We start from the raw sequence: 24473 nt of genomic DNA on the forward strand, positions 1-24473 counted from the left end.
ACCGGCCGCACAAAAATGCCCTGCCGATGGAGAGCCACCATGCACCGCTCGATCCGCCGCCTTTCGCTACCCTTCGCCCTGGCCAGCCTGCTGTCCGCCCCGCTGTACGCCGCCGAGCCCGCCGTCTGCAAGGACGTGCGCCTGGGCGTGGTCAACTGGACCGACGTCATCGCCACCAGCGCCATGGCCCAGGTGCTGCTCGACGACCTGGGCTACCGCACCAAGCAGACCAGCGCTTCGCAACAGATCATCTTCGCCGGCATCCGCGACCAGCGCCTGGACCTGTTCCTGGGCTACTGGAACCCGATCATGACCAAGACCATCACGCCCTTCGTCGATGCCGGCCAGGTGAAGGTGCTCGACAAACCCAACCTCGACGATGCCCGCGCCACCCTCGCCGTGCCGCAGTACCTGGCCGACAAGGGCCTGAAGCGCTTCGCCGACATCCAGAAGTTCAAGCAGGAGCTGGGCGGCAAGCTCTACGGCATCGAGCCAGGCTCGGGGGCCAACACGCAGATCAAGGCGATGATCGACAAGGACCAGTTCGGCCTGGGCGGCTTCACCCTGGTCGAGTCCAGCGAGGCCGGCATGCTCGCGGCAGTGGACCGTGCGATTCGGCGCCAGGAGGCGGTGGTGTTCTTCGGCTGGAAGCCGCACCCGATGAACGTCAACGTCAAGGGCGGCATGGTCTACCTGGCCGACAGCGAAGGCGCCATGGGGCCTGACGAGGGCCGCGCCACGGTGTGGACCGTCACCGCGCCGGACTACGCCGAGCGCTGCCCCAACGCCTACCGCCTGCTGAGCAACCTGACCTTCAGCGCCGAAGACGAGAGCCGCATGATGCAGCCGCTGCTCGACCGCAAGAACGCGCTCGACTCGGCCCGCCAGTGGCTCAAGGACCACCCGCAGGACAAGACCCGCTGGCTAGAAGGCGTCACCACCTTCGACGGCAAACCGGCGCTGTAGCTCGCCGCTCCCGGGATCGCACCCAACAGCCAGCAACGCCCCACCTGTGGGAGCGGCTTTAGCCGCGATGGCCGGCAACGCCGGCCCAGTTCAAGCAGTGCATTTCTTCAGATGGATCGCAGTGGTCGAGGGGGCCGGCGTTGCCGGCCATCGCGGCCAATCGGAGCGCCGAACCGGCCGCTCCTACAAGGTTTTGAGGTACGTCACCGATGGCAGATTGAAACCCACAGCCGCACTACGGCCACCTTCGGCAACGCACCCGAACGAACCACGACCACCTTCCCCGGACACGCGCCCGACCGCGCCAAGGAACCCGCCCCATGAACCACGACATCATCATCACCTGCGCCCTCACCGGCGCTGGCGACACCGCGAGCAAGAGCCACCTGGTGCCCGTCACTCCGCAACAGATCGCCGCCGCCGCCGTGGAAGCGGCCAAGGCCGGCGCCACCGTGGTGCACTGCCACGTGCGTGACCCGCACACCGGCCGCTTCAGCCGCGACGTGGCGCTGTACCGCGAGGTCATGGAACGCATCCGCGAAGCCGACGTGGACATCATCGTCAACCTTACCGCCGGCATGGGTGGCGATCTGGAAATCGGCCCGGGCGAATCGCCCATGGACTTCGGCAGCGGCACCGACCTGATCGGCCCGCTGGAGCGCCTGGCCCATGTGGAGGCGCTGCTGCCGGACATCTGCACCCTCGACTGCGGCACCCTCAACTTCGGCGACGGCAACTCGATCTACGTCTCCACCCCCGCGCAGCTGCGCGCCGGCGCCAAGCGGATCACGGAATTGGGGGTCAAGGCCGAGCTGGAGATCTTCGACACCGGCCACCTGTGGTTCGCCAAGCAGATGATCAAGGAAGGCCTGCTCGACGACCCGCTGTTCCAGCTGTGCCTGGGCATCCCCTGGGGCGCGCCGGCCGACACCGCGACCATGAAGGCGATGGTCGACAACCTGCCGGCCGGCGCCACCTGGGCAGGCTTCGGCATCGGCCGCATGCAGATGCCGATGGCGGCCCAGGCCGTGCTGCTCGGCGGCAACGTGCGGGTGGGTTTGGAAGACAACCTGTACCTGGACCGCGGCGTATTGGCCAGCAACGGCCAGCTGGTCGAGCGCGCCGTAGAGATCGTCTCGCGCCTGGGCGCCCGCGTGCTCAGCCCTGCCGAAGGCCGGGAAAAGATGCGCCTCAAGCGCCGCTGAACGCTACTCGCCCCCATTGACCGACGAACCTGCCGCACGAGCGGGCCTGCGCCCGTTCGGCCAGCGCTCGTCCCTGCTACCGCTTCGCTAGAGGATTCGCCATGCCTTTCATTTCCACGATCAACACCTTCGCCGCCCTGGGTAGCGGGGTCATCGGCAGCGGCTGGGTTGCCCGCGCGCTGGCCCACGGCCTGGACGTCGTGGCCTGGGACCCGGCCCCTGGCGCCGAACGAGCCTTGCGCCAGCGCATCGCCAACGCCTGGCCGGCGCTGGAGAAACAAGGTCTGGCCCCCGGCGCCGCACAAAGCCGATTGACCTTCGTGGACACCGTCGAAGCCTGCGTACGCGACGCCGACTTCATCCAGGAAAGCGCTCCCGAACGCCTGGAGCTCAAGCTCGACCTGCACGCCCGCATCAGCGCCGCGGCCAAACCCGACGCGATCATCGCCTCCAGCACTTCGGGGTTGTTGCCCAGCGAGTTCTACGAATCGGCCACCCACCCCGAGCGCTGCGTGGTCGGCCACCCGTTCAACCCGGTATACCTGCTGCCGCTGGTGGAAGTGGTCGGCGGCCGGCACACCGCACCCGAAGCCATCGAAGCCGCCAAGACGGTCTACACCGCACTCGGCATGCGCCCGCTACACGTCCGCAAAGAAGTGCCCGGCTTCATCGCCGACCGCCTGCTCGAAGCGCTCTGGCGCGAGGCCTTGCACCTGGTCAACGACGGCGTGGCCAGCACGGGCGAGATCGACGACGCGATCCGCTTCGGCGCCGGCTTGCGCTGGTCGTTCATGGGCACCTTCCTGACCTACACCCTGGCCGGCGGCGATGCCGGGATGCGCCACTTCATGCAGCAGTTCGGCCCGGCCTTGCAGTTGCCCTGGACCTACCTGCCGGCGCCTGAGCTCACCGAGCGCCTGATCGACGACGTGGTCGACGGCACCTCGGCGCAACTGGGCGAGCGCAGCATCGCCGCGCTGGAACGCTACCGCGACGACACCCTGTTGGCCGTGCTGGACGCCGTGAAAACCAGCAAGGCCAAGCACGGCCTGGCCTTCGACGAGTGAGGAAGGCGACATGAGCGCAGCGATCACCTACCGCACCGCCATCCACGAAGACTGGGTCGACTACAACGGCCACTTGCGCGACGCCTATTACCTGCTGATCTTCAGCTACGCCACCGATGCGCTGATGGAGCGTATCGGCCTGGATGCCGACAGCCGAGGGCAAAACGGCCATTCGCTGTTCACGTTGGAGGCGCACGTCAATTACCTGCACGAGGTCAAGCTCGGCGCGCAGGTCTGGGTGCAGACCCACCTCGTCGAGTTCGACCACAAGCGCCTGCTGGTCTACCACACGCTGCACCGCGAGGGTTTCGACGAAACGCTGGCAGCCAGTGAACAGATGCTGCTGCACGTGGACCTGGCCGGGCCGAAATCGGCGCCGTTCGGCGAGCGCAGCCTTCAAGCCCTGCGCGCGCTGGCGGAGCAGCAGCCTGAGCAAGCCGCGCTCCAATGGCGCGCCCGGGCGTTGAGCCTTTCACGCTGAGCGTGGCCATCGCCCGGGACGACGGGCAGCGGGCGGCGGCTGCGCGGGGCTGGGCCGGCCGGCCCTGCGCAGCATCGTCCAACGCAGTGCCGCGCAAAAAAAACGGCCCCGGAAAGCCGTGAGCATCCGGGGCCAAGCGCGAGCATCCACTGTGCGTGAAGGCGGGTGACCAAACCTGCCGGGGACTGTGAATGGGTTCAGTGTGGCCGATTTGCAGGGCGCTCGATTTAGCCGGAAACGACCTGTGCTTAGCCAAAGCGGCCATGCACCGCCGCAGCCCTTGCTAGCCTGCCGCACCCGACCCAGAATCGGTCGCGAACCCCATAACAAGGAACCACGACCATGATGCATGCGGACTTGATCGATCAGGACGACCTGGCAGGCTTCCTCCGGGCACGCGGCTTCGACGTGCCGGCCGGCGCCAGCGCCGAGCAGGCCTGCGACGCGGCGGTGCGTGGGCTGAACGCCCCCAACGCCAGGTCGCTCAAGAGCATGGTCGAGGAGATGTACACCGGCAGCGCGACGATCCTGCCGGCCGTGCGCCAGGCCATCGACAAGCAACTGTTGCCTGCGCTGGCGCAGTTCAAGCCGCAACAGGCCTGAACGACGACGTTTGGCCCGGCGCCCGCAGCGAGCGCCGCAGCCGGGCCTCCAGGGTCTACAGACGAACGCTGGCGAAGGTCGATTCGTTGCGCGCCTGGCTCAGGGCCGCCATCGGGCCGCTGTGCGGCGACAGCACCATGGCCTGCGGAATCGGCATCATCGCCACCTGCTGGGTGGTGTTGGAGCCGACCCGCTCGTCGCGCGGCGGAATGCCGAAGTATTCGCGGTAGCACTTGGAGAAGTGCGGCGTGGAGACGAAGCCGCACACCGACGCCACCTCGATGATCGACATCGGCGTCTGCTTGAGCAGCTGCCGCGCGCGGATCAGGCGCAGCTTGAGGTAGTAGCGCGACGGCGAACAGTGCAGGTACTTCTGGAACAGGCGTTCGAGCTGACGGCGCGAGACGGCGACGTATACGGCCAGTTCGTCGAGGTCGATCGGCTCTTCCAGGTTGGCTTCCATCAGCGCGACGATTTCCTGCAACTTCGGCTGGTTGGTGCCGAGCATGTGCTTGAGCGGCACGCGCTGGTGGTCCTGTTCGTTGCGGATGCGCTCGTAGACGAACATCTCCGAGATCGCCGCCGACAGTTCGCGGCCGTGGTCGCGGCTGATCAGGTGCAGCATCATGTCCAGCGGTGCGGTGCCGCCGGAGCTGGTGAAGCGGTTACGGTCGAGGGTGAACAGGCGCGTGCTCATGTTCACCCTCGGGAAGGCTTCTTGCATCGAGGCCAGACACTCCCAGTGCACGCTGCAATCGAAGCCGTCGAGCAGGCCGGCGCAGGCCAGCGCCCAACTGCCGGTGCACACCGCGCCCAGACGGCGCGACTGGCGGGCCTGGGCCTGCAGCCAGGTCACGTGTTCGCGGGTCACGGTGCGCTGGATGCCCACCCCGCCGCAAACGATCACGGTGTCCATGGTCGGCGCGGCGTGCATGGCCGCGTCCGGGGTGATCTGCAGGCCGTCGCTGGCCCATACCTGTCCGCCGTCGAGGGTCAGGGTGTGCCAGCGGTACAGCTCGCGACCCGACAGCTGGTTGGCCATGCGCAGCGGCTCGACCGCCGAGGCCAGGGAAATGAGGGTGAAGTTGTCCAACAGGAGGAACCCGATGGATTGCGGCGTTGTGCGGTTCTGGGATTGAGGCCCGGAGGTGGACGATGTCATCGTGATTTCTCCTCACACAAATGCAGGGGTGTGCTTCAGGCGAGCACTGGTTCTTGTAATGGCCCCGATTCGTTGGCGGAGCTTTTGCCAATTACAACGCAATTGGCATGCCTGAATTGGTCGAGCGTTCAACAAAGTCGAAAAACGACCTCCAAGTCAGTGGATTAGGTGCTTTCCTAAGAGCTTGTAGGAAATCGGAAAGCACTGAGTTAGCGCGTTTGCTTATAGGCACTGAGCATTTCGGTATCACTGCCGGCAGACGTGTCCAGAAACGACATCCCGACTGTCACCGGCACACGTGTCGAGCGCGGTAACGAACACCGCTCGGCGCGTGCCGGATATGTGCCAAAAAGGGGCAATTCACAGGGGTGCGGACCCGTTACCGGGCATCAGCACTCGATGGCGCTGACGGCCAGGCCGCCGCGAGAGGTTTCTTTGTACTTGTCGTGCATGTCGGCACCGGTGTCGCGCATGGTGCGGATCACCTGGTCGAGGGAAATGAAGTGCTCGCCGTCGCCGCGCAAGGCCATCTGCACGGCGTTGATCGCCTTGACCGCCGCGATGGCGTTGCGCTCGATGCACGGCACCTGGACCAGGCCGCCGACCGGGTCGCAGGTCAGGCCGAGGTTGTGTTCGAGAGCGATTTCCGCAGCGTTCTCCACCTGCGCCGGGGTGCCGCCGAGGATGTCGGCCAAGCCTGCTGCGGCCATGGCGCAGGCCGAGCCGACTTCGCCCTGGCAGCCCACTTCGGCGCCGGAGATCGAAGCGTTCTTCTTGCACAGGATGCCCACCGCCGCTGCGGCCAACAGGTAATCCACCACGTTGCTTTCGTCGACCACATCGGAGAAGCGCACGTAGTAGTGCAGCACCGCCGGAATGATGCCGGCCGCACCATTGGTGGGCGCGGTGACCATGCGCCCGCCGGCGGCGTTCTCTTCGTTGACCGCCAGGGCGAACAGGTTGACCCACTCCATGGCGCTCATGGTCGAGCCGATGACGTTGGGCTTGCCGATTTCCTGCAGGTTGCGGTGCAGCTTGGCGGCGCGGCGGCGCACGTTGAGGCCGCCGGGCAGCGTGCCTTCGTACTTCAGGCCGTTGCTCACGCATTCCTGCATGGCGTGCCAGAGTTTGAGCAGGCCCGCGCGGATGTCGGCTTCGCTGCGCCAGGTCAGCTCGTTGGCCATCATCAATTGCGACACGCGCATGTCGTTTTGCTTGCACAGCGCCAGCAGCTCGGCGGCGCTGTTGAAGTCGTAGGGCAGCACGGTCTGGTCGGCGTCGAGCACACCGCTGGCGGCCTGGGCGGCATCGACCACGAAGCCGCCGCCGACCGAGTAGTAGGTGTCCTGGTGCAACTCGCCCTGCTCGTCGTAGGCGACCAGGGTCATGGCGTTGGGGTGGTACGGCAGGTTCTCGTCGAGCAGCAGCATGTCGCGCGCCCAGACGAACCCGATCGGCAGACGCCCGTCCAGCTGCAAGGTGTGGGTTTCGCGCAGCGCGGCGATGCGCGGGCCGATCTGGGTGGGGTCGATCTGGTCGGGCCATTCGCCCATCAAGCCCATCAGCGTGGCGTTGTCGGTGCCGTGCCCTACGCCTGTGGCCGACAGCGAACCGTACAGGCGCACTTCGATGCGCCGTACCTGTGCCAACTGGTGCCGCTCGCGCAGCCCCTGCACGAACAGGGCGCCGGCGCGCATGGGGCCGACGGTGTGGGAGCTGGAAGGCCCGACACCGATCTTGAACAGGTCGAACACGCTGATGGCCATTGTCGGATCACCTCTTGATGGGCTTGTCTGTGCGCGTCATGCGCGGCGCGGCGCACCCGTCAGGCTCGGCGGGGGCTACTGGAGAGGCGTGCATCATCAAGCTTTTACCCACCCGCTCGCCGTCTGCAACGGACGTAGTTTTGTCCGCCAGCGCCCTCTGCGGCGCACCCCGCACAGGCCTGAAACGGCCGCTTTCAAGGCGCTCGGCGACGCAAAACAACCGCTGCGGCGGTGGAAAAATCTCTAAGCGACATTGCGCGTACTGGATGCGACCTATGCTGCACTGGTTGCGACCCTGGCAGTAGGCGAATGCCCAGCGCTGGTGGATTATCGAAACCGACTCGTATTGCACGGCCCCGCACCCTGCACCCGGCAGGCCCGGACGACCGGCGCCCGACAGAAGGCGCGGCGATCCACGCGAACCCGAAGAAAAAACTACAGGAGTCCACCCATGAAAGCCTCACCCTCGCTGTTGCTGGCCGCCGTGCTGTGCGCACCGCTGCTGGCCCAGGCCGCCGAACCCGAGCAGTGCCACACGGTGCGCTTCTCGGACGTCGGATGGACCGACATCACCGTGACCACTGCGGTGACCAGTGCCGTGCTCCAAGCCCTTGGCTACCAGACCAAGACCACCATGATCTCCGTCCCCATCACCTACAAGTCGCTGGCCAAGGGCAAGGACCTGGACGTCTTCCTCGGCAACTGGATGCCGACCATGGAGAACGACATCAAGCCCTACCGCGAGGCCGGCACCGTCGACACCGTGCGCGCCAACCTGGAAAACGCCAAGTACACCCTCGCCGTCCCGCAGGCGCTGTACGACAAGGGCCTGAAGGATTTCTCCGACATCGCCAAGTTCAAGAACGAACTCGACGGCAAGATCTACGGGATCGAGCCAGGCAACGACGGCAACCGCACCATCCAGAGCATGATCGACAAGAACGCCTTCGGCCTCAAAGACGCCGGCTTCAAGGTCGTGCAGTCGAGCGAGGCGGCCATGCTCGCGGCCGTCGACCGTGCCGGCAAACGCGGCGAGGACGTGGTGTTCCTCGGCTGGGAACCGCACCCCATGAACAACCGCTTCAAGATGCAGTACCTCACCGGCGGCGACGAATTCTTCGGCCCCGACTACGGCAAGGCGACCGTCTACACCAATACGCGCAAGGGCTACGCGCAGGAATGCAGCAACGTTGGCCAGTTGCTGAAGAACCTGGCGTTCACCCTGCCGATGGAAAGCACCCTGATGGGCAATGTCCTGGACGACAAGATGAAAGCCGACGCGGCCGCCAAGGCCTGGCTGAAGAACAATCCGGATGTGCTCGACACCTGGCTGGCCGGGGTGACGGCCGTCGATGGCAAACCGGGGCTGGAGGCGGCCAAGGCCAAACTCACGCAGTAACGACCCACGCAATAGCAGGCGGCCGCCCCGGCCGCCAGGCACTACCGCGGGGTGGGACCGTGCCCGCCCCGGACTGATTTCAATCTTTGCAGGTGGAAGCTCGCTATCATGCTCATCGATCAGAAAATACCGCTAGGCCAGTACATGGCGTCGTTCGTCGAGTGGCTGACGCAAGTCGGCGCCAACTATTTCGACGCCATCGCCAAGGGCCTGGAGTTCATGATTTTCGGGGTCACCAACGCCCTGACCTGGTTCAACCCGCTGGTGCTCATCGCCCTGTTCGCGGCGCTGGCGCACCTGATCCAGCGCCGTATCGGCCTGACCCTCTTCGTCGCCCTGTCGTTTCTGCTGATCCTCAACCTGGGGTACTGGCAGGAAACCATGGAAACCCTCGCGCAAGTCACCTTCGCCACCGTGGTCTGCGTGGCCATCGGCGTGCCGCTGGGCATCCTCGCCGCGCACAAGCCGATGTTCTACACCGCCATGCGCCCGGTGCTCGATCTGATGCAGACCGTGCCCACCTTCGTCTACCTGATCCCGACCCTGACCCTGTTCGGCCTGGGCGTGGTGCCCGGCCTGATCTCGACGGTGGTGTTCGCCATCGCCGCGCCCATCCGCCTCACCTACCTGGGCATCTGCGACGTACCGCAAGAGCTGATGGACGCCGGCAAGGCCTTCGGCTGCTCGCGCCGCCAACTGCTGACCCGCATCGAACTGCCGCACGCCATGCCGAGCATCGCCGCCGGCGTGACGCAGTGCATCATGCTGTCGCTGTCGATGGTGGTGATCGCCGCCCTGGTCGGCGCTGATGGCCTGGGCAAACCGGTGGTCAACGCCTTGAACACCGCCGATATTTCCCTGGGCTTCGAAGCAGGCCTGGCGATCGTCCTTCTGGCGATCATGCTCGACCGTATCTGCAAGCAACCCGAGCTGCCGGCAAGGAGTGAAGCATGAGCATCATCCGATTCGAAGATGTCGACGTCATCTTCACCAACAAGCCGCGCGAAGCCCTGAGCCTGCTCGACGAAGGCAAGACCCGCGAACAGATCCTCAAGCAGACGGGCTTGGTGGTCGGTGTGGAAAAGGCCAACCTGGACATCAACAAGGGCGAGATCTGTGTGCTGATGGGCCTGTCCGGCTCGGGCAAGTCGAGCCTGTTGCGCTGCATTAACGGCCTTAATACCGTGAGCCGCGGCAAGCTGTTCGTCGAGCACGAAGGCAACCACATCGACATCGCCCACTGTTCGGCGGCCGAACTGAAGATGATGCGCACCAAGCGCATCGCCATGGTGTTTCAGAAGTTCGCCCTGATGCCCTGGCTGACCGTGCGCGAAAACATCAGCTTCGGCCTGGAAATGCAGGGCCGCCCCGAAAAGGAGCGGCGCAAGCTGGTGGACGACAAGATCGAACTGGTGGGCTTGACGCAGTGGCGCAACAAACGCCCCGACGAGCTTTCGGGCGGCATGCAGCAGCGCGTGGGCCTGGCCCGGGCGCTGGCCATGGATGCCGACATTCTGCTGATGGACGAGCCCTTCTCGGCGCTCGACCCGCTGATCCGCCAGGGGCTGCAAGACGAGCTGCTGGAGCTGCAGCGCAAGCTGAACAAGACCATCGTGTTCGTCAGCCATGACCTGGACGAGGCGCTCAAGCTCGGCACACGCATCGCCATCATGAAAGACGGGCGGATCATCCAGTACAGCAAGCCCGAAGAGATCGTGCTCAACCCGGCCGACGAGTACGTACGGACCTTCGTCGCCCACACCAACCCGCTCAACGTACTGTGCGGACGCAGCTTGATGCGCACCCTCGACCAATGCAAGCGCATCAACGGTTCGGTATGCCTGGACCCAGGCGACGATGCCTGGCTCGACCTCGGCGAAGGCGGTTCGCTGCAGCGTGCGCGCCAGGGCCAGAACGGCCTGGACATGCAGCATTGGGCGCCGGGGCAGGCGGTCGAAGCGCTGGGCCGCCGGCCGACCCTGGTGCACGCCGATATCGGCATGCGCGAGGCGTTGCAGATCCGCTACCACACCGGCAACAAGCTGGTGTTGCAGGAGAACGACCAGGTAGTGGGGATTCTGGGGGACACCGAGCTATACCATGCCCTGCTCGGCAAGAACCACGGGTGAGGCCCGCGTCAGGGCCGCATTGCGGCCCATTGGCCCCAACACCGACCTATCAGGGGTTGCGCGGCGCCTGAATTAGGGCCGCGTTGCGGCCCATCGCGGCTAAAAGCCGCTCCCACAGGCTTAGGTTCAGCGTACGACGATGCCGCGTGCGGCCATGTAGGCCTTGGCTTCCGGTACGGTGTATTCGCCGAAGTGGAAGATGCTCGCCGCCAGCACCGCGCTGGCGTGGCCTTCGGTGATGCCGTCGGCCAGGTGCTGCAGGTTGCCGACGCCGCCCGAGGCGATCACCGGGATACCCAGCGCGTCGCTGATGGCGCGGGTCACGCCCAGGTCGAAGCCGCTCTTCATGCCGTCCTGGTCCATGCTGGTCAGCAGGATCTCCCCCGCCCCCAGGCTTTCCATCTTCTTCGCCCACTCCACGGCGTCCAAGCCGGTCGGCTTGCGCCCGCCGTGGGTGAAGATTTCCCAGCGCGGCGTCTCGCCCGGTGCGGAAACCTTCTTCGCGTCGATGGCCACCACGATGCACTGCGAACCGAAGCGCTCGGCGGCTTCGCCGACGAACTCGGGGTTGAACACCGCCGCCGTGTTGATCGAAACCTTGTCGGCACCGGCGTTGAGCAGGTTGCGGATGTCCTGCACGCTGCGCACGCCGCCGCCCACGGTCAGCGGGATGAACACCTGGCTGGCCATGCGTTCGACGGTGTGCAGCGTGGTGTCACGGCCATCGACGCTGGCGGTGATGTCGAGGAAGGTGATTTCGTCGGCGCCCTGCTCGTTGTAGCGGCGGGCGATTTCCACCGGGTCGCCGGCGTCGCGGATGTTCTCGAACTTGACGCCCTTGACCACCCGGCCGTTGTCCACGTCCAGGCAAGGGATGATGCGCTTGGCCAGTGCCATGGTTCGCTCCTCAGCCTTTATAGGCGTCGCAGAAGGCCTGGGCCTCGGCGACGTCCAGAGTGCCTTCGTAGATCGCCCGGCCGGTGATGGCGCCGACGATGCCGGGCGCTTTGGCCTGCAGCAGGGCCTCGATGTCGCCCAGGTTGTGGATGCCGCCCGAGGCGATCACCGGAATGCGCGTGGCTTCGGCCAAGGCCTTGGTGAAGGGCACGTTGCAGCCCTGCATCATGCCGTCCTTGGCGATGTCGGTGTAGACGATCGCCGACACGCCATCGGCCTCGAAGCGCTTGGCCAGGTCGATCACCTGCACGCTGCTGACTTCGGCCCAGCCGTCGGTGGCGACGAAGCCGTCCTTGGCGTCCAGGCCGACGATGACCTTGCCGGGGAAAGCCTTGCACGCTTCGGTGACGAACTCGGGCTGCTTGACCGCCTTGGTGCCGATGATCACGTAGCTGACGCCGGCCTTGACGTAGTGTTCGATGGTTTCCAGCGAGCGGATGCCGCCGCCGATCTGGATCGGCAGGTGCGGGTAGCGCTTGGCGATGGCGGTGACCACTTCACCGTTGACCGGCTGGCCTTCGAAGGCGCCGTTGAGGTCGACCAGGTGCAGGCGCCGGCAACCGCCGTCGACCCACTTGGCGGCCATGCTCACCGGGTCGTCGGAAAACACCGTGGAATCTTCCATACGGCCCTGGCGCAGGCGCACGCAGGCACCGTCCTTCAAATCGATAGCGGGGATGATCAGCATGTGCGGTCCTTTCGAGCGGCACGTCGCGGCAAGCCGCAAGCGTGCGCGTTGTCTATCAAATCGGTGGTCGGGCGTTCACGCCAAGCGCACGGCGCTCAACGTTTTTCCAGTGCCCACAGGTCGCTTTCGATGCTTTCGAAGCGCTCCTTGAGGTGCAGCTGGATGTCGGCGACAGCCCGGTTGTAGTAATGCGGTGCGATGTCCTTGGCGAACACCTCGAGCACCTCGGCCACCTCGAACGAACCCAGCTGCAGCTCGAAGCGGTCTTCGAGAAAGCGCTTGAGGGTGTCGAGCGCCTCGCGTTCCTCTTCGGGCGCGAGGGTCAGTGCGGGGGCCTTGTTGCGCGAGGCCGCCATCTACCAGCGTCCGTCCCAGGCGACGAAGTTCTGCAGCAGTTGCAGGCCATGGGTATGGCTCTTCTCGGGGTGGAACTGCACGGCGAAGCGCGAACCCTCGGCCAGGGCGGCGGCGAAGTCGACGCCATAGTGGCCGCGGCCGACCACCTGCCCGGGCTTGCCGGCTTCTATGTAGTAGCTGTGCACGAAATAGAAGCGCGCACGCTCGGGAATGTCGTGCCACAGCGGGTGGGCGTTGGCCTGGCTGACTTCGTTCCAGCCCATGTGCGGCACCTTCAGGTGCTCGCCCTGCTCTTCCAGGCCCTTGCCGAAGAAGCGCACCTGGCCGGGGAACAGGCCGATGCAGTCCACGCCGTGGTTTTCCTCGCTGCGGTCGAGCAAGGCCTGCATGCCGACGCAGATGCCGAGAAACGGGCGGTCCTGGCTGACTTCGCGCACCAGGCTGTCGAAGCCCAGGCGGCGGATCTCGGCCATGCAGTCGCGGATCGCACCGACGCCCGGAAACACCACGCGGTCGGCTTCGCGGATCACATCGGCGTCACTGGTGACCAGCACCTTGCCGGCGCCCACGTGCTCCAGGGCCTTGGCCACCGAGTGCAGGTTGCCCATGCCGTAGTCGATTACCGCTACCGTCTGCATTTACAGGCACCCTTTGGTCGAGGGCATCTGCCCGGCCATGCGCTCGTCCTGCTCCACGGCCATGCGCAGCGCGCGGCCGAAGGCCTTGAACACGGTTTCGATCTGGTGGTGGGTGTTGTGCCCGCGCAGGTTGTCGATGTGCAGGGTCACCTGGGCGTGGTTGACGAAGCCCTGGAAGAATTCCTGGAACAGATCGACGTCGAAGCCGCCCACGCTGGCGCGGGTGTAGGGGATATGCATCTGCAGGCCGGGACGGCCGGAGAAGTCGATGACCACGCGCGACAGCGCTTCGTCGAGCGGCACGTAGGCATGGCCATAGCGGCGGATGCCCTTCTTGTCGCCGACGGCTTTGGCGAAGGCCTGGCCGAGGGTGATGCCGACGTCTTCGACGGTATGGTGGTCGTCGATGTGCAGGTCGCCCTTGCACGCGATGTCCAGGTCGATCAGCCCGTGCCGGGCGATCTGGTCGAGCATGTGTTCAAGGAAAGGCACGCCGATATCGAATCGGGCCGTACCCGTGCCATCCAGGTTGATCGAGGCCTTGACCTGGGTTTCCAGGGTGTTGCGCTCGACGGACGCCATACGTTCAACCATCACCAGCTCCGCAGAATCATTGGGCGAAAAGGGCCACAGTATAGGCGCAGAACGCGCCGGCTTGAAACGCGGATGACATATGGCAAGGCGAAAGTAAGCAGGCTGTGCCTGGGCGGCTCGGCCGCCCGGCACGGATTGAACAGGCCGTCTACGACGGCCATAGCCCGAAGGCGCCGTGTGGAGCGGCCGAGCGGCCGCTCCGACAGGTCAATGGAACAGGACGGCGGTTTTCTGCAGGGTGATCCACACGCCCCAGGCCAGCGGAATCACCACCACGGCCCAGGCCAGCGCCACCAGCGGCGCGCTGCCCGGCGCGGCGCGCCATTCCAGCGACTGCGCGCCGTCGGCGCCCTTGTCGTGGCTCAGGGCGCGCTCGGCGGCCAGCTCTGCGTCGGTCATGAAGTACTTCTCGTTGACCGGGCGGATCAGCGCGTTGCAGACGAAGCCCAGCACCAGCAGGCCGGCGAGGATGTACAGGGTCATGTCGTAGGCGGCCGCCCGCGCGACGCCCGCCGCCAGCTGCGACTCGCGCAGGTAGGTGATCAGCACCGGCCCCAGCACGCCGGCTGCGGCCCAGGCGGTGAGCAGGCGACCGTGGATGGCGCCGACCATCTGCGTGCCGAACAGGTCGGCCAGGTACGCCGGCACCGTGGAGAAACCGCCGCCGTACATCGACAGGATGATGCAGAACGCCGCGACGAACAGCGCCACGTTGCCCAGGTGGCCCATGTTCGGCACCAGGCTGTAGAGCGCGACGCCCAAGGCGAAGAAGGCGAAATAGGTGTTCTTGCGCCCGATGTAGTCGGAGAACGACGCCCAGAAGAAGCGCCCGCCGATGTTGAACAGGCTCAGCAGCCCGGTGAAGCCGGCGGCGATGGCGGCGATCTGCGCCAGTTGCGCGGCGTTCAGCTCGCTGAAGCTCAGGCCGTTGCCCAGCAGCTTGCCGGCAAACACTTCCTGCAACAGCGGCGAGGCCATGCCGAGGATGCCGATACCGGCCGAGACGTTCAGGCACAGCACCAGCCACACCAGGACGAACTGCGGGGTCTTCCAGGCCACGCTGACGTGCACGTGGCGGTCGGTGACCATGCCGTTGCCGGCTTTCTTGGCTGGCGGCACCCAACCTTCGGGTTTCCAGCCGGTCGGCGGCACGCGGTAGGTCAGCGCGCCGGCGGTCATGAACACGAAGTAGATCGCCGCCATGACCATGAAGCTCTGCCAGACGCCTACCTCTTGCGCATTGCCGAAGTGGCCCATCAGCGCCGTGGCCAGGGGTGCGCCGACCATCGCGCCGCCGCCGAAGCCCATGATCGCCATGCCGGTGGCCATGCCGCGCTTGTCCGGGAACCACTTGATCAGGGTCGAGACCGGAGAGATGTAGCCCAGGCCCAGACCGATACCGCCGATCACGCCCGAACCCAGCCACATCAGCCAGAGTTGGTGGGTTTTCACGCCGATCGCCGAGATCAGCATGCCGCCGCACCAGCACAGCGCCGAAACCAGGCCGGCTTTACGCGGACCGGCATGTTCAAGCCAGCCGCCGAGCACGGCCGCCGAGCAACCGAGGAAGACGAAGAACAGGGTGTAGATCCAGCTGAGCATCGAGATCGGCCAGTCGCACTCGTTGGTGAACAGTTTGGCGATGAAGCCCATGTCTGGCGAGCAGGCGATCGGCGCGGTGATCCCCAGCGACTGCGACAACGGCAGCCAGAACACCGAGAAGCCGTAGGCCATGCCGATGCACAGGTGGATGGCCAGCGCGGCCGGTGGGACCAGCCAGCGGTTGAAACCGGGCCGGGCGATGATCCGCTCCTTGGACAGGAAGCTCGGCGCGTGCGCCGGGGCTCCTGCAGTGGTGCTGCGAGACATAGGTCGTTCCTTTCGTAAGTGGGCTGCGTTCGTCGATTGAATGCCCGGCTCTGGGTGCTTGCATGCAAGGCGGCACCGGCCTTTTAGGGCAACGTCTGCGACATCTCGCCGCATTCGCTGCGAACGCGTGGCAAGGGTAGCAGTTAACGGCTGCGGTGGAATCACCTTGCCATCGTCGTTTATCGATCCAGCGGACGAACATGCACCCCTCGTCAGGTCTGGGTCGTGAAAACCGCACGTCGGTTGCGCCGCTGCTGTCCATCGAACGGGTCGCCGGCTGCACCCGATGCCCGAAGACGCTTGCCACGGCGCTATACTCTGCCGCTTCACTTTTCACACACTGAACTACAAGGACTTGCCCATGAAAGCGTTCGGCAAAATCCTGGGATTGGGGCTGCTCGGGTTGCTGCTGATCATCGTGGCGCTGGGTTTTGCCCTGACCCACCTTTTCGATCCCAACGACTATAAAGACGAAATCCGCCAACTGGCCCGGGACAAGGCGCATGTGGAGCTGACGCTCAACGGCGACATCGGCTGGAGCCTGTTCCCCTGGCTGGGCCTGGAGCTGCACGACGCCAGCATCGCCACCCTGAACGCCCCGACCACGCCCTTCGCCGACCTGCAGATGCTCGGCCTGTCGGTGCGTGTGTTGCCGCTGCTGACCAAAGAAGTGCAGATGAGCGACGTACGCGTGGAGGGCCTGAACCTGACCTTGAGCCGCGACGCCGACGGCCACGGCAACTGGGAAGACATCGGCAAGCCGCTGCCCACGGCCGGCGGCGACGGCGCCCCGGCGCCCACCCCGGCCCCGACCGAATCCGGCGAGCCGAGCAACGACCGCCAGGTCAAGCTCGACATCGACAGCCTCACGGTGAACAACGCGCGCGTGCAGTACACCGACGCCAAGAGCGGGCAAACGGTCAGTGCCGAGAGCATCCAGCTGAGCACCGGCGCGGTGCACCAGGGTGCGACCATTCCGCTCAAGGCCAGTGGCTTCTTCACCATCGGCCAGCCCAATCTCAAGGTGCGCAGCGAGCTGACCGGCGACCTGCGCTTCGACCGCAAGGCCAAGCGCTACAACCTCGACGACCTGCGCCTGTCGGGCGAGACCTCGGGCGAGCCGTTGTCGGGCAAGACCCTGGCTTTCGTCGCCCAAGGCCAGGTGCTGGTCGATCTGGCGGCAAACGTCGCCGAATGGACCGGCTTGAAAGTATCGGCCAACCAACTGCGTGCCCTCGGCGAATTGAGCGCCCGCGACTTGAACACTACGCCGCAGGTCAGCGGCGGGTTGTCCATCGCCCAGTTCGACCTGCGCACCTTCCTCGACGGCATCGGCCACCCGCTGCCCGCCAGCACCGACCCCAGCGCGTTCGGCAAGCTGGAGGTGGTCACCCGTGTGCAAGGCAGCCCTACCAGCCTGACGCTGAGCGACCTGAACGTGAAGCTGGACGACAGCACCTTCAGCGGCCAGGTGGCCGTGGAAGACTTCTCCCGCCAGGCCCTGCGCGTGAACCTCAAGGCCGACCGCTTCGACGCCGACCGCTACCTGCCGGCCAAGAGCGACCAGGCCAAGGGCGCCAAGGCCGCGCGCGACGCCCAGGTGCAGCAGCAGGAAGCCGGCGCCGTCGCCGGTGCTGGCACTACGCCGTTGCCCGACGCGCCGACTCAGGTGGCCTGGAGCACCGACAAGCTGCTGCCGGTTGATCGCCTGCGCGCTCTGGACCTGCAAGCGGACCTGGCCTTCGGTGCCCTGACCCTGAACACCCTGCCGATCACCCAGGCGCAGCTCAAGGCCAGCGGCCAAGGCGGCCTGCTGACCGTGCAGAACCTGAGCGGCAACCTCTACAACGGCACCTTCCTGGCCCACGGCAACGTCGACGTGCGCCCGGCCGTGCCGCAGATCGGCTTCGATACGCAGATCACCCGCGTGCCGGTCGAGCACTTCATCAAGGCCCAGCACCCGGACAAGACCCCGCCGCTCAAGGGCCTGCTGACCCTGTCGAGCGACCTCACCGCCAGCGGCAACAGCCAGAAGGCGCTGATCGACACCCTCAACGGCAACACCCGCTTCAACATCGACAACGGTGTGCTGGTCGACGCCAACATCGAGCAGCAGCTGTGCCAGGGCATCGCCACCCTCAACCGCAAGCAACTGAGCGGTGAGCCGCGCGGCAAGGACACGCCGTTCAACACCCTGCGCGGCAGCCTGGTGCTGCGCAATGGCGTGGCCAGCAACCCCGACCTGAAAGTCGCCGTACCCGGCCTGACCCTGAACGGCCACGGCGACGTCGACCTGCGCGTGCTGGGCATGGACTACCGCGTCGGCGTGCTCGTCGAAGGCGACCAGCGTGCCATGCCCGACCCGGCCTGCCAGGTCAACGAACGCTTCGTGGGCGTGGAACTGCCGCTGCGCTGCCGCGGCCCGCTGGAGCTCGGCGCCAAGGCCTGCCGCCTGGACCAGGAAGGCCTGGGCAAGGTCGCCGCGCAACTGGCCGGCAACCGCCTCAAGGACAAGCTGGACGAAAAACTCGACGAAAAACTGGGAGACAAAGTGAGCCCTGAACTCAAAGACGCGCTCAAGGGGCTGTTCAAGCGATGACCCCTGCGCAGTTCTCCAGCGCCGTGCTGGACTGGTTCGACCGTCACGGCCGGCACGACCTGCCCTGGCAACAGGGCATCAACCCGTATCGGGTGTGGGTGTCGGAAATCATGTTGCAGCAGACCCAGGTCAGCACCGTGCTCAACTACTTCGACCGCTTCATGCAGGCACTGCCCACCGTGCAGGCGCTGGCCGAAGCGCCGGAAGACGAAGTGCTGCACCTGTGGACGGGGCTGGGCTACTACACCCGCGCGCGCAATCTGCAGAAGGCGGCGAAGATCGTCATGGCCGAGCATGGCGGCGAGTTTCCGCGCAGCGTCGAGCAGCTGACCGCGCTGCCGGGCATCGGCCGCTCCACGGCGGGTGCCATCGCCAGCATCAGCATGAACATGCGCGCGCCGATCCTCGACGGCAACGTCAAGCGCGTGCTGGCACGCTACATTGCGCAGGGCGGCTACCCCGGCGAACCCAAGGTGGCCAACGCGCTGTGGGCCGCCGCCGAGCGCTTCACGCCCATGACCCGGGTCAACGACTACACCCAGGCGATGATGGACCTGGGCGCCACGCTGTGTACCCGCAGCCGCCCCAGCTGCCTGATCTGCCCGTTGCAACAGGGTTGCGAAGCGCACCTGCTGGGCCTGGAGACCCATTACCCCGAACCCAAGCCGCGCAAGACGCTGCCGCAGCGCCGCACAGTGATGCCGCTGCTGGCCAACGCCGAAGGCGCCATCCTGCTCTACCGCCGCCCGTCCACCGGGCTGTGGGGCGGGCTGTGGAGCCTGCCGGAGCTGGACGACCTGGCCCAGCTCGACGACCTCGCCTACCAGCACGGCCTGGACCTGCGCCAACGCCACGCCCTGCCCGGCCTGACCCATACCTTCAGCCACTTCCAGCTGGCCATCGAGCCTTGGCTGATCGAGGTGGAGCAGGCCGTGGGCCACGTGGCCGAGCCCGACTGGCTCTGGTATAACCTCGCCACCCCGCCGCGCCTGGGCCTCGCCGCCCCGGTCAAGACTTTGCTCAAACGCGCAGCCGACCGACTGGCTGCAGGAGACGCCCCATGACTCGCACCGTGACGTGCCGCAAGCTCAAGCAGGAACTGCCCGGCCTGGATCGCCCACCTTTCCCCGGCGCCAAGGGCCAGGACATCTTCGAGCACATCTCCCGGCAGGCCTGGGAAGACTGGCAGAAGCACCAGACCATGCTGATCAACGAGAAGCGCCTGAACATGATGAACGGCGAGGACCGCAAATTCCTCCAGACGGAAATGGACAAGTTCTTCGCCGGCGAAGAATACGCCCAGGCCGAAGGCTACGTACCGCCAAGCGAGTGAGCGGAAAAACCGTAAGCGACGGAATTAATTTAAAAAATTTTCAAAAAGTCGTTGACGCCTCCTCTGAAAACCTTTTTAATTCGCCCCGTCGCCCAGATAGCTCAGTCGGTAGAGCAGAGGATTGAAAATCCTCGTGTCGGCGGTTCGACTCCGTCTCTGGGCACCACCTTCAGCTTCCGGTGGTTCCAACGTCACTCGAAGCGACACAAGAAACCCGCCCAGTGCGGGTTTTTTGTTGTCTCGATTTTCTTGATCGATGTCATATGGCCATCAATCGCACGTCCCTAGACTGTCAGGTCCACCCTGCCCGTACGAGGACCCTACATGAGCGATGAAGCCACCCCCAGCCAATCCCCCCTCCCCGCCACACCGCGCACGCGCCGCCCACGCCAGCGCAAACCCGACGCCACCATCGTCCAGGTCAGCCAGCAGCCCACCGCCCTGGAAGTCGCCACGGCGCGCAAAGGCAGCAACGAAGACAGCAGCTCCGCCCGCCTGCCCGCCAACTACCCCTACCGCACCCGCCTGCGCCGCGCCGAGTACGAGAAAGCCAAGCACGCCCTGCAGATCGAACTGCTCAAGGTACAGAACTGGGTCAAGGAAACCGGGCAGCGGGTGGTGATCCTGTTCGAGGGCCGTGACGCGGCGGGCAAAGGCGGCACCATCAAGCGCTTCATGGAACACCTCAACCCGCGTGGCGCACGGATCGTGGCGCTGGAGAAGCCCTCCGGCCAGGAAAAGGGCCAGTGGTATTTCCAGCGCTATATCCAGCACCTGCCCACGGCCGGGGAAATGGTGTTCTTCGACCGCTCCTGGTACAACCGCGCCGGCGTCGAACGGGTGATGGACTTCTGCACCCCGCCGCAATACCTGGAGTTCATGCGCCAGGCCCCCGAACTGGAACGCATGCTGTGCAACAGCGGCGTGCTGATGTTCAAGTACTGGTTCTCGGTCAACCGCGAAGAGCAGCTGCGCCGCTTCATCTCGCGCCGCGACGACCCGCTCAAGCACTGGAAGCTCTCGCCCATCGACATCAAGTCGCTGGACAAGTGGGACGACTACACCGCCGCCAAGCAGGCCATGTTCTTCCATACCGACACCGCCGATGCGCCGTGGACGGTGGTCAAGTCCGACGACAAGAAGCGCGCGCGGATCAACTGCATCCGCCACTTCCTGCACTCGCTGGACTATCCCGACAAAGACCTCAGTGTGGCCCACGCACCCGACCCGCTCTTGGTCGGCCGCGCCTCGCGGGGCTTCGAAGAGGACGAGGCACCGACGACGGCAGGTTGAATCCGCGCAGGCGCTGCGCTTCAATACGCGCCCTCACGCCCGCCCCCCTTAAGGATTCGCCCGATGGCCACCTCCAGCAAACAACAGAAACGCGCCAAGCGCGCCGCCAGCAAGGCCAAGCAGAACCGCATGGTGCGCAGCGGCCAGGCGGTCAAGGCCAGCAGCGGCGACAGCGCCAGCGTCGAGCAGGTGTACACCAAGGCCATGGATTCGGGCAGCTACGACGCGCTGTTCGAGAAGATGAAGGCTGCCCAGCAGGACGGCCTGGTGCCGATGATCTCGGTGTTCCTGGTCGACCCATTGCTGGCGCTGGTGCTCAAGGGCCACAAGGAAGAACACGCTACCGACTACATCGTCATGGTCTTCACCGCTTACCGCGACTGGCTCGACGGCACCGACGCCGACACCACCATGGCCTGGCTGGAGAGCGACGAATTCCAGGCGGCATATGTGGAGGCCTCGGAAGGGGTGGCGCGCTTGCAGCAACAGCAGAAGCAGTTCGGTTAAGGCCGCCAGGGCCGCCCAACGAAAAGGCCGCGCCCCTCACGGGACGCGGCCTTTGCAGTTTCTACGTTTTCACATGCTGGCGAATCAGCGCTCCATCGCCACCTTGCCCGCCACCCCGCGCTTGCGGTGCAACAACAACCCGGTCGCTACCACACCGATGCTCAGCAAGGCCGTGGCGATGATCTCGGCACGGTGGTCCTCGCGCAGCGCCATCACCACCAGCACCGCGACGATGAACGCGATGGTCAGCCAGGTCAGGCCGGGGAACAGCCACATCTTGAACTCGATCCGCTCACCACGCGCTTCGCGCTGGCTACGCATGCGCAGTTGCGACACGGCGATCACCAGGTACACCAGCAAGGCGATGGCCCCGGAGCTGGCCAGCAGGAACTCGAACACCTGCGCCGGCGCCACGAAGTTGGCGAACACGGTCAGGAAGGCCGCGGCGGTCGACAACAGCACGGCCCAGTGCGGCGTACCGGCACGGGTGGTGCGTTGCGCGATGGCCGGGGCGTCGCCGCGCTTGCTCAGCGAGAAGAGCATGCGCGAGGAGGTGTACAGCGCCGAGTTCAGGCAGCTGGTCACGGCGATCAGCACCACGATGTCGACGATCAACTTGGCGTTCGGCACACCGATGCGGCTGAGTACGGTCTGGTAGGAACCGGTCTCGGCGAGCGCCGGGTCGTTCCACGGCACCAGGGCCACGACCAGGAAGATCGACACCAGGTAGAACAGGCAGATCCGCCAGATCACCGAGTTGGTGGCGCGGGTGATCTGCTTGGCCGGGTCTTTCGATTCGGCCGCCGCGATGGTGACGATCTCGGTACCCATGAACGAGAACATGGTGGTCAGCATGGCCGCGAGCACCGCGCCCAGGCCGTTGGGCATGAAGCCCTGGGTGTCGAACAGATGGCTGACGCCGCTGACCTGGCTGTCCGGCACCAGGCCGAACATGGCCACGCAGCCGACGACGATGAAGGCGATGATCGCCAGCACCTTGAGCAGGGCGAACCAGAACTCGAACTCGCCGTAGTTCTTCACGCTGAACAGGTTGGTGCCGGTCAGGGCCAGGGTGATCAGCAGCGAGAACACCCACAGCTCGACGGCCGGGAACCAGGCGTGCAGGATCGCCGCCGCGGCGTTGGCTTCCAGGGGAATCACCAGCACCCAGAACCACCAGTACAGCCAGCCGATGGTGAAACCGGCCCAGCGGCCGATGGAGCGGTCGGCGTAGGTCGAGAACGACCCGGTGTCGGGCGAGGCGATGGCCATCTCGCCGAGCATGCGCATGACCAGAATGACCAGCGTGCCGGCCGCCGCGTAGGACAGCAGCACCGCAGGGCCTGCCGCTGCGATGGCGTGGCCGGAGCCGACGAACAGACCAGCGCCGATCACGCCGGCGATCGACAGCATGGTCACATGCCGTGGTTTGAGCCCCTGAGCGAGGTCGTTGGAATTGTGCTTACCGCTCATAAAACTACCTTTGTAAGGAGTGGACCAACCCGAACCTGGAGAACGCGAGGCGTTCTGTGCGATTTAGGCGCAGCCGTGTTCGGTTGAGGTGCAAGGGGCAATAAGCGGGCCAACGCATGCATTCGTACGCCTGCGACATCGTGGAACCTGCGGCCACCCTCGGTTTACCGGGCTTCGGCCATGCAATGACCGAAAGCCCCTCAAATCCACGCAAACCGTTGGGATTACAGAAATACCCACTTACAACTGCACCAAAGGTGCCCCTTGGTAACACCGCCGCACCTAAAGGCAGCACAGGGGAGCAACCGCAGGTTGCAACCCTCCGAGCCTCTACGATCGGGTATAGGTACCACCCGGTATCAAAGCGCTTCCCAGGCCTGACCAAAACTGGCAACATCGCGCCTTTTTTCCGTCGAGGTCGAGGCGCCGGCACTGTGCGTGCGGTCATCCTCGCGACAGTCCGCTGCAACGATGCGACACACTGCCGCGCCGACGCGCTTCGTCCCCCGCACCCTGGTTGGCTGTCACAGCGCCACATGCTAGCGTTGCGCAGGCCCGGAAGGCCGCCAAACAGCTGGGACTGCACCCGAACACATGAGGACCGCACATGGCTCAGGCCACGCCCGCGCTGGAAATCCGCAACCTGCACAAACGCTACGGCGACCAGGAGATTCTCAAAGGCATCTCCTTGACCGCCCGCGACGGCGACGTCATCTCGATTCTCGGCTCGTCCGGCTCCGGCAAGTCGACGCTGCTGCGCTGCATCAACCTGCTGGAGCACCCGCACCAGGGTGAGATCCTCCTGGCCGGCGAATCGCTCAAGCTCAAGGCCGCCAAGAACGGCGACCTGATCGCCGCCGACAACCGCCAGATCAACCGCCTGCGCAGCGAGATCGGCTTCGTCTTCCAGAACTTCAACCTGTGGCCGCACATGTCGGTGCTCGACAACATCACCGAAGCCCCGCGCCGCGTGCTCGGCCAGAGCAAGGCCGAGGCGGTGGAAGCAGCCGAAGCGCTGCTGAACAAGGTCGGCATCTACGACAAACGCCACAGCTACCCCGCGCAGCTCTCCGGCGGCCAGCAGCAACGCGCCGCGATCGCCCGCACCCTGGCCATGAAGCCCAAGGTCATCCTGTTCGACGAGCCGACTTCGGCGCTCGATCCGGAAATGGTCCAGGAAGTGCTTAGTGTCATTCGCGCATTGGCCGACGAAGGCCGCACCATGCTGCTGGTGACCCACGAAATGAATTTCGCCCGCCAGGTGTCCAGTGAAGTCGTCTTCCTGCACCACGGCCTGGTAGAAGAGCAAGGATCGCCGCAGCAGGTCTTCGAGAACCCGACCTCGGCGCGTTGCAAGCAATTCATGTCCAGCCACCGCTAACGGAGC

At 65.5% G+C, this 24473-nt stretch carries 23 protein-coding genes and 1 tRNA gene; 15 read left to right on the top strand and 9 right to left on the bottom strand.

Going from position 1 to position 24473, the window contains the following annotated elements:
• Positions 1 to 39 precede the first annotated feature (39 nt).
• The 5 genes from choX to B4M43_RS09555 all read left to right on the top strand — a co-directional run bounded on the left by choX (position 40) and on the right by B4M43_RS09555 (position 4322).
• Complete coding sequence (gene choX / locus B4M43_RS09535) at positions 40 to 966, top strand: choline ABC transporter substrate-binding protein (RefSeq protein ID WP_296266423.1); 927 nt, start codon at positions 40 to 42, stop codon at positions 964 to 966.
• Between the two features lie 320 nt (positions 967 to 1286).
• Positions 1287 to 2171, top strand: a complete 885-nt coding sequence (locus B4M43_RS09540) for a 3-keto-5-aminohexanoate cleavage protein (RefSeq protein WP_296266425.1) — start codon at positions 1287 to 1289, stop codon at positions 2169 to 2171.
• Positions 2172 to 2272: 101 nt separating this feature from the next.
• Positions 2273 to 3238, top strand: a complete 966-nt coding sequence (locus tag B4M43_RS09545) for an L-carnitine dehydrogenase (RefSeq protein ID WP_296266427.1) — start codon at positions 2273 to 2275, stop codon at positions 3236 to 3238.
• Positions 3239 to 3248: 10 nt separating this feature from the next.
• The gene (locus B4M43_RS09550; protein ID WP_296266428.1) at positions 3249 to 3719 is read left to right on the top strand and encodes a thioesterase family protein; all 471 of its coding nucleotides are present in this window, start codon (positions 3249 to 3251) and stop codon (positions 3717 to 3719) included.
• 342 nt (positions 3720 to 4061) lie between these two features.
• Positions 4062 to 4322 carry a hypothetical protein gene (locus B4M43_RS09555; RefSeq protein ID WP_296266430.1) on the top strand — a complete coding sequence of 87 codons (261 nt, stop codon included), beginning with the start codon at positions 4062 to 4064 and terminating at the stop codon, positions 4320 to 4322.
• Between the two features lie 55 nt (positions 4323 to 4377).
• Here the strand turns inward: B4M43_RS09555 and B4M43_RS09560 are convergent, their stop codons facing one another.
• Positions 4378 to 5484, bottom strand: coding sequence for a GlxA family transcriptional regulator (locus tag B4M43_RS09560; RefSeq protein WP_296266432.1), 1107 nt, complete (start codon positions 5482 to 5484; stop codon positions 4378 to 4380).
• Positions 5485 to 5873: 389 nt separating this feature from the next.
• Complete coding sequence (locus B4M43_RS09565) at positions 5874 to 7250, bottom strand: L-serine ammonia-lyase (protein WP_296266435.1); 1377 nt, start codon at positions 7248 to 7250, stop codon at positions 5874 to 5876.
• 451 nt (positions 7251 to 7701) lie between these two features.
• On the opposite strand from B4M43_RS09565, the gene B4M43_RS09570 reads away from it, so the two are divergent.
• The 3 genes from B4M43_RS09570 to choV all read left to right on the top strand — a co-directional run bounded on the left by B4M43_RS09570 (position 7702) and on the right by choV (position 10778).
• A complete protein-coding gene (locus tag B4M43_RS09570; RefSeq protein WP_296266438.1) occupies positions 7702 to 8649 on the top strand; it encodes a choline ABC transporter substrate-binding protein in 948 nt (315 codons plus the stop codon).
• Positions 8650 to 8754: 105 nt separating this feature from the next.
• Entirely contained in the window at positions 8755 to 9603 is an 849-nt protein-coding gene (choW, locus tag B4M43_RS09575) for a choline ABC transporter permease subunit (protein ID WP_296267299.1), read from the top strand.
• Complete coding sequence (gene choV / locus B4M43_RS09580) at positions 9600 to 10778, top strand: choline ABC transporter ATP-binding protein (protein WP_296266439.1); 1179 nt, start codon at positions 9600 to 9602, stop codon at positions 10776 to 10778. The genes choW and choV overlap by 4 nt, the downstream gene beginning before the upstream one ends.
• Positions 10779 to 10904: 126 nt before the next feature.
• Here the strand turns inward: choV and hisF are convergent, their stop codons facing one another.
• The 6 genes from hisF to B4M43_RS09610 all read right to left on the bottom strand — a co-directional run bounded on the left by hisF (position 10905) and on the right by B4M43_RS09610 (position 15881).
• Entirely contained in the window at positions 10905 to 11675 is a 771-nt protein-coding gene (gene hisF, locus B4M43_RS09585) for an imidazole glycerol phosphate synthase subunit HisF (RefSeq protein WP_296266440.1), read from the bottom strand.
• A gap of 10 nt (positions 11676 to 11685) precedes the next feature.
• Entirely contained in the window at positions 11686 to 12423 is a 738-nt protein-coding gene (gene hisA, locus B4M43_RS09590; protein WP_296266442.1) for a 1-(5-phosphoribosyl)-5-[(5-phosphoribosylamino)methylideneamino]imidazole-4-carboxamide isomerase, read from the bottom strand.
• 95 nt (positions 12424 to 12518) lie between these two features.
• On the bottom strand, positions 12519 to 12779 hold the full coding sequence (locus B4M43_RS09595) for a DUF2164 domain-containing protein (protein WP_296266444.1): 261 nt from the start codon (positions 12777 to 12779) through the stop codon (positions 12519 to 12521).
• Positions 12780 to 13418 (bottom strand): imidazole glycerol phosphate synthase subunit HisH, encoded by a 639-nt coding sequence (gene hisH / locus B4M43_RS09600; protein WP_296266446.1) that lies wholly within the window; start codon positions 13416 to 13418, stop codon positions 12780 to 12782.
• The gene (hisB, locus tag B4M43_RS09605) at positions 13419 to 14012 is read right to left on the bottom strand and encodes an imidazoleglycerol-phosphate dehydratase HisB (protein ID WP_296266449.1); all 594 of its coding nucleotides are present in this window, start codon (positions 14010 to 14012) and stop codon (positions 13419 to 13421) included.
• A gap of 207 nt (positions 14013 to 14219) precedes the next feature.
• Positions 14220 to 15881, bottom strand: coding sequence for an OFA family MFS transporter (locus B4M43_RS09610; protein WP_296266450.1), 1662 nt, complete (start codon positions 15879 to 15881; stop codon positions 14220 to 14222).
• A gap of 361 nt (positions 15882 to 16242) precedes the next feature.
• Here B4M43_RS09610 and B4M43_RS09615 point away from each other — a divergent pair, with 361 nt between their 5' ends.
• From B4M43_RS09615 to B4M43_RS09640, 6 genes are all read left to right on the top strand, one after another.
• A complete protein-coding gene (locus B4M43_RS09615; RefSeq protein WP_296266452.1) occupies positions 16243 to 18480 on the top strand; it encodes an AsmA family protein in 2238 nt (745 codons plus the stop codon).
• Positions 18477 to 19544, top strand: a complete 1068-nt coding sequence (mutY, locus tag B4M43_RS09620) for an A/G-specific adenine glycosylase (RefSeq protein ID WP_296266454.1) — start codon at positions 18477 to 18479, stop codon at positions 19542 to 19544. The genes B4M43_RS09615 and mutY overlap by 4 nt, the downstream gene beginning before the upstream one ends.
• Complete coding sequence (locus tag B4M43_RS09625) at positions 19541 to 19813, top strand: oxidative damage protection protein (RefSeq protein ID WP_296266455.1); 273 nt, start codon at positions 19541 to 19543, stop codon at positions 19811 to 19813. The genes mutY and B4M43_RS09625 overlap by 4 nt, the downstream gene beginning before the upstream one ends.
• A gap of 90 nt (positions 19814 to 19903) precedes the next feature.
• A tRNA-Phe gene (locus tag B4M43_RS09630) sits at positions 19904 to 19979 on the top strand.
• Positions 19980 to 20137: 158 nt separating this feature from the next.
• Positions 20138 to 21106: a polyphosphate kinase 2 gene (gene ppk2 / locus B4M43_RS09635; protein ID WP_296266456.1), complete on the top strand. Its 969-nt coding sequence runs from the start codon at positions 20138 to 20140 to the stop codon at positions 21104 to 21106.
• 63 nt (positions 21107 to 21169) lie between these two features.
• Entirely contained in the window at positions 21170 to 21613 is a 444-nt protein-coding gene (locus tag B4M43_RS09640; RefSeq protein WP_296266458.1) for a hypothetical protein, read from the top strand.
• An 84-nt stretch (positions 21614 to 21697) separates the two neighbouring features.
• On the opposite strand, the gene gabP is transcribed toward B4M43_RS09640, so the two are convergent.
• Complete coding sequence (gene gabP, locus B4M43_RS09645) at positions 21698 to 23086, bottom strand: GABA permease (RefSeq protein WP_296266460.1); 1389 nt, start codon at positions 23084 to 23086, stop codon at positions 21698 to 21700.
• Between the two features lie 607 nt (positions 23087 to 23693).
• Here gabP and B4M43_RS09650 point away from each other — a divergent pair.
• Positions 23694 to 24467: an ABC transporter ATP-binding protein gene (locus B4M43_RS09650; RefSeq protein ID WP_296266462.1), complete on the top strand. Its 774-nt coding sequence runs from the start codon at positions 23694 to 23696 to the stop codon at positions 24465 to 24467.
• Positions 24468 to 24473 lie beyond the last annotated feature (6 nt).

This window comes from Pseudomonas sp. UBA6562, from assembly GCF_002434265.1.
GTDB lineage: Bacteria > Pseudomonadota > Gammaproteobacteria > Pseudomonadales > Pseudomonadaceae > Aquipseudomonas.